This window comes from Bacteroides sp. ET489 (genome assembly GCF_030518095.1).
In the GTDB taxonomy this organism is placed as follows: domain Bacteria; phylum Bacteroidota; class Bacteroidia; order Bacteroidales; family Bacteroidaceae; genus Bacteroides; species Bacteroides ndongoniae.
In genome coordinates this window covers 24,551-30,665 of record NZ_JAULLJ010000039.1, presented here as the reverse complement: position 1 = coordinate 30,665, position 6,115 = coordinate 24,551, and the positions used below count along the sequence as shown (strand labels likewise).

At 44.4% G+C, this 6,115-nt stretch carries 6 protein-coding genes; all 6 read left to right on the top strand.

Annotated elements, in window-relative coordinates; all coding sequences use genetic code 11:
- A partial coding sequence (locus tag Q3C19_RS15735; RefSeq protein ID WP_302730572.1) for a DUF3854 domain-containing protein occupies positions 1-2,718 on the top strand: 2,718 nt, incomplete at its 5' end.
- Positions 2,719-2,730: 12 nt separating this feature from the next.
- Positions 2,731-3,048, top strand: a complete 318-nt coding sequence (locus Q3C19_RS15730) for a hypothetical protein (protein ID WP_302730570.1) — start codon at positions 2,731-2,733, stop codon at positions 3,046-3,048.
- Positions 3,049-3,108: 60 nt separating this feature from the next.
- Positions 3,109-3,438 (top strand): hypothetical protein, encoded by a 330-nt coding sequence (locus tag Q3C19_RS15725; RefSeq protein WP_302730568.1) that lies wholly within the window; start codon positions 3,109-3,111, stop codon positions 3,436-3,438.
- 904 nt (positions 3,439-4,342) lie between these two features.
- Positions 4,343-4,537, top strand: coding sequence for a hypothetical protein (locus Q3C19_RS15720; protein ID WP_302730566.1), 195 nt, complete (start codon positions 4,343-4,345; stop codon positions 4,535-4,537).
- A 94-nt stretch (positions 4,538-4,631) separates the two neighbouring features.
- On the top strand, positions 4,632-5,084 hold the full coding sequence (locus Q3C19_RS15715; protein WP_302730564.1) for a hypothetical protein: 453 nt from the start codon (positions 4,632-4,634) through the stop codon (positions 5,082-5,084).
- 53 nt (positions 5,085-5,137) lie between these two features.
- Positions 5,138-6,109 (top strand): HK97 family phage prohead protease, encoded by a 972-nt coding sequence (locus Q3C19_RS15710; protein ID WP_302730562.1) that lies wholly within the window; start codon positions 5,138-5,140, stop codon positions 6,107-6,109.
- The last annotated feature ends 6 nt before the right edge of the window (positions 6,110-6,115 follow it).

The window sequence follows — 6,115 nt, the reverse complement described above, 5'->3', positions numbered from 1 at the left end:
ACCGACAGCTACTGCGCACGGATGCTTGCGGCCAGCGGACTGACCTTTGCAGACGTAACGGCTAAGATATATAAGACCGGCGACGCACAGAGCATCTTCGAAGCTCGGACGTTCCGCCCCGGAACCATCGATGAATACGGTAATATCACCCAAGGGGATGACGTCATCATCGAATACTACGACCTCGAAGGAATGCCGGTCACCTACCTGCGTAAGATGCCCGGGCGACGGAAGGGAAACACTGAACCAAAAGAATACTATCGCGTCCGCTGGCAGTATCCTGAAGAACACCTGGATAAAAATGGGCAACCTTATAAGTACAAGTCGCCTGCAGGAAGCGGCACACCCATTTATATACCCGAACGACTCCGGCGGATGTACAAGGAGAAGACGCAGTTCACTCGCCTCTATATTCAGGAAGGCGAGAAGAAAGCGGAGAAAGCCTGCAAGCACGGGATACCCTCCATCGCCGTGAGCGGTATCCAGAACCTCGGCCAGAAAGGATCACTACCCGAGGACCTTGTAAAGATCATCACTACCTGTGGAGTTCAGGAAGTGGCTTTCATCTTCGACAGCGACTGGAATGACCTGAGCCGGAACATCAAGATAAACACGCCGGTTGATACCCGCCCCAAATGCTTCTTTGCCGCGGCACGCAACTTCAAGGAGTATATGCGAATGCTTAAGAACCGGGGCATCATGGTAGAGATATTCATCGGCCACATCTTGAAAAACGAAGCCGACGACAAGGGACTGGATGACCTGTTGGCCAACACCCTGCAAGGCCGCGAAGGCGAACTGGCTAAAGATATGGAATTTGCCTGCAACGAGAAGAGCGGCCACGGCCAATACGTCAATATGTACAAGGTGACAACGTGGAACGACCAGAAACTCCGAGAACTGTGGAACCTGCACAGTCACGAGAAGTTTGCCGAGCAGCACAAGAACGTACTGAAGGAGTTGCCGGAATTTATTTTCGGCCGGTACGCCTGGAAGTTCGATGAAGATGGCAAACTGGTATCCGCCCTACCCTTCGAAGAGGACGAAAAATTCTGGATTGAAGTACCCAAGGAAGACCGCAATGGAAACCAGAAGTACGACAGCAACGGCAATCCGATGTACGACTGCCAGTATGACTATGTGGCCGGAAAAAACTTCTTTCAGAACCGAGGAATCGGCCGTTACCGTTTGCTCGACGAAAGCTGGCTGTTTATCCACTTGGATCCGCCGGTAGTTCGTACCATCAGTGTTGACGACGCCCGCGATTTCATGTATGCGTTCGCAGAACAGCATTGTTCCCGTCGAGTGAACAACATGCTACTGCAGGGAGGTTCTCAATATGTTGGCCCCTATCAGATGTCGCGCCTTGCTTTCATCACACCCAACTTCGTAGCAGCGAGCCGTGAAGAGCAGTATTTCTACTTCGCGTCGCGCTGCTGGCAGATCACCCAGTATGAAGTGAAAGAAGTCGGGTACGAAAGCATCATGCATCACATCTGGAGTGAGCAGAAGAAGTCAGTCGATGCCGAATATTATGGTCATCCACTGATCACGTTCACGGAAACTGACGGGAAATACACTTATGAGTTATCGCCTGAAGGGAAGAAATGCCACTACCTGCAGTTCCTGATCAACACCAGTAACTTCACCTGGCGGAAAAAACCGGAAGAAGTCGAAGAAGACGAATTACTGGAAAACAACTTGCATTTGCTGTCCAAGTTATGCGCCATCGGCTACATGCTTATGGAAGCGAAAGACAACAACGTTACCCGAGCCGTAATCGGCATGGATGGAAAGCAAAGTGAAGTCGGTGAATCTAATGGCCGAAGTGGAAAGTCGCTCATCGGAGAACTGATGCGCCAAGTAATGCCCATCGTCTATATACCAGGCAAAAAGCCAGACATCTTCAACGACTCGTTCGTTTGGAACGACATCGACGAAAAGACGCGTCTGGTTTTCATCGACGACGTGCTGCAGAATTTTAACTTTGAATTTCTGTTCCCAAACCTGACCGGCGATTGGATGGTCAACAAAAAGGGAGGCAGCCGTATCACCTACCCTTTTGCCAAATCCCCCAAAATATATATCGCCACCAACCATGCCATTCGGGGAACAGGTTCCAGCTTCACCGACAGACAATGGCTGATAGCCTTCTCGGATTACTACAATGACACGCACAAGCCGCTGGACGATTTCGGAGTACTTTTCTTCAGCGAATGGGATTATCATCAGTGGAACCTATGCTGGAACATGCTAGCCAATTGCATCCAACTCTACTTGAAGTATGGTGTTGTGCAAGCACCAGGAGAACGCCTTGAGCAGCGCAAGCTACGTCAGGAAATCGGCGAAACGCTTATTTCGTGGGCCGATGAGTACTTCAGCTCGGACGAACATATCAACAAACGTATCGCCCGGAAAGAGATGTATGACTCATTTGTCACCTACGACCCATCACAGCGGAAGTATATTCAGCCGCAACCGTTTAAAAAGAAACTGGTCTTGTACTGCAAATGGAAAGGGTATCTGTTCAATCCCAACAAGTACGATTCAAAGAGCGGGAAACCTCTGTACTACGATAAAGATGGCAAACCTATCCTTGATGACAAGAGCGGTGGCGTAGAATACTTCACAATAGGCACACAGAATTGTGATACGACTTCCAATACCACCGACCCGATGGGATTGCCAATTGATAACCAAGGAAAACTCGAATTTTAAAATAATCCATTTATGTCAGACACCCACGAAGAAATCATCAAACGGTTGCTACCGCTGTATGAGAAAGCCCCCAAACGTTTCATGGCGTTCTACAATAGCGTATGGCTGTTGTGTCATGATTTGCCTGAAGGGCATTCATTCCGCATATCGGATAAGTGTGGCGTAAAGAGTATGAATTTATTCCGTGACATTGTGAACTTATGTATCATAGAGGAACCTTATGATATCAACAAAGGTGAATTGGAATTGTCTGACGACGGGGAAATCGTAAGAAGAACCATAGGATTCAGACCATCCGAATATCATTCAAATAAGTTTCGAAAGATGTAGGACATCCCAATTTATTTCAATGTAAAGATACTGATTTTTAATGATATATACAACAAAATTATGATAAAAAAAGAACTAAAAATACATGTAGTTGTATCAGCAGATCCAACAGAGCGTAAACACATGTTAGCAAAGCTGGCTGTGCGTATGGGATTCGCCAGAATACCTTCTGACGCCGTCAAATTGATGGCATCAGACATCTATAGCATAGATTTGCAACGCGCTTATTTTGTTTTGTGTCCAGAATACAATTTCCGAGGGGCTACTCTAACCAACCAGCGCCTATACGAAATGGCTGCGCGTGGTATTTTTGTAGGTGTTGGTGTGAAAAGTATTCCTCGCGAATACGAATTCATTTGTTGCAGTTATTACTCTGAAGACTTCCGGTAACAAGAGTATCATTGTACACATATTATGGAATATTCTATCAATCATCGGCCGGCGCGTAAGCGTTGGCCGATAATTTTATTCAAAGCCCTTTCCCCTTTACCCCTAACCATTAGATAATACGAATAGGACAAACGTGCAGGAGGCTCGGGAACGCCAAGCCAAGGGTATATATTTTTTATTTTATTATATTATAATAATGTATTACCTATAAAAACGTATAAAAAATCGTGCAATCGTGCGCCATATTACAAATGTAATATTATAAGTTTGAATATCAAACCATTATAACTGCACAATTTTTGCACGATTTACGCACGAAATTCGCACGATTTGCACTTATTGAAGACAAAATGCGATTTGTGCACAAACAACAAAAACTGTGCATAGAAGTGCAGCGATTAAAAAACTTTAAATCACTGATTTACAGCACAATTAAAAACACAATCCGTACAAATGCACTATTGCACTATTTTCTACCTATTAACTGGAATCACTCAATAATTGTAAAGACATGACTCATCCATATTAGTGTATTGAGATTTTGAACGAATAAGCATAGAATGTAATCCATTTTCATTGCAAAAGAAGAATATATTTATTATATTTGTCTGAAATTCAATATCTAACAATTATGACCACAACACGTATTCAAGTTTCAGAGCACCTTCGTGAATACATCACAGGGAAGTGTGAAAGTGATATAGGCAATCCCATTAGAATACCCGACAGGCTGGATTTATATCATGTCATATACGATCTACTAGAGAAGCGCCCCATTAATCATCCCGTTGATAACGGTAATCTTGAGATCATACTCCCAGAACGAAGTGTTGGAAAGCGCCCCGAGTATTACAACTATCTTAGCATACGATCACAACGAATAATCGCCAAGAAAATCGAAACGATGATGTGGGCAGAAGTGCATGATCTGCTTGATACGATGAAGCATCGTGAAGGGATCGACTACAAGGATGCGGTTCACCTATTCATCTGTAAGTATCGTATCGAAAGCCTGACAGAAGATGCCTTCTTGAAAAACTACTACCGATGGAGAGGAACTGTCCGCCGAAGGGAGAAGCGCAAATATTCGCGAAAATAATTCATGCAGCAAGTGTATTGATTTGTCCGTTTTCTGCACAAATAATGTATCAAAGATGCGTCAAAAATGTTAAATATTTATATATCAGTATGTTATGAATAATATTGGTGGAATCCTAAAATGCGAGATTTGCCCGATAGACAAGGTCACTACTTTTTCGCATACGGAAACGAAAGTTTTGGTTTCTTCAGCGGATAATGGATCACTTTGGATAGATTTGCCTATTAGTAGGAAAAATACATCTTGTACCGCTACACCAGAAAGTAATGATGCCGGGACTGTATATCAACACAGCTGTAACACGCTGCTTCCCATGCCGTTTGTAACCCCAAGCCTATTGGCTACTTTACGCAAATATGCAAAATGTGGATGCTTGATACGATACACTGATGCTAACAAACAACTGCGCATTCTTGGTACCAATGAATACCCTCTACTTGGTACATTGGAAGAATCTCCTGGAAACAATACTTCAGATCTGGCCGGTTTCCAACTGCGCTTATCCGCTATTTCTCTCACTCCGGCTCTTGAATATATAGAGGTGTAGCGTCCTTCTACAACTTGTATAACGTTTGTATCATTGCACCAAAATAACGTGCAATGGGAAAACGGATTGTTTTATCAGATTCTAATTTGAACCGATATGGTTTTCGAGTTCTCACTGAAGGAATTGATCTGGAAGCCTTCAAAAAGAACCCGATACTGCTGTATATGCATTTTCGTGACGAAGGTACTCCAATCTGGGGTAACTATAAAGCCATTGGACATTGGAAAGATATACGTGTTGAGGACGATGTTTTGTCTGCAGAGCCGGTTTTCGATGAAGTGGATGAGCTGTCAAAGACGGTTGCTGCCAAATTCAATGCCGGAACATATAATGCAGCCAGTATCGGTATTCGTATTCTCGCCACTTCCGGCGAGAAAGAATTATTGGTACCAGGTCAGACTCGCGAAACAGTGACGAAATGTGACCTGATGGAAGCCAGCATCGTTGACGTCCCTGCCAATGCCAATGCAGTCAGATTGTATGACCGCTCTACCTCTGTATGTCTGGCAGCAGGGATGGAGAATAGTACTGTGCCAGAACTCACATTACCAACATCTGGAATTATGAACTTTAAAACGAAATGGAAATCTGTTCTCGCCTTTCTGAAGATTGGTGAGGATAAGGCCGATGTGACTGCCATTACAGATGAGCAGCTGGATTCTCTTGATGCAGAGCTATCTCGCCTGCAGGGAGAGAATACACAGTTGAAGGCCGACAAGGAGAAGGCAAATGGAGAACTCTCTTCAGCCACTAATGAAGTGACCACACTGAAATCCAATCTTCAGAAGAAGGAAGGTGAAATCAGTACCCTCAAGACAGACCTTCAGAAGAAGGATGATGAGATCAAGCAACTTAAGGAACAGGTTGAGAACTTGAAGCAAGGACCTGCCGGAAATGACGGTAACCTGACACCCAAATCTGAACCCGGTTCTGATGAGAAAGAAACATTGGCCGAGTTCGGAGACAAGAATGCAACCGATTATGAAGCAATGTCTGCCCGATTGAAAGAAGAAGGCCTGATTTAAAAAAAC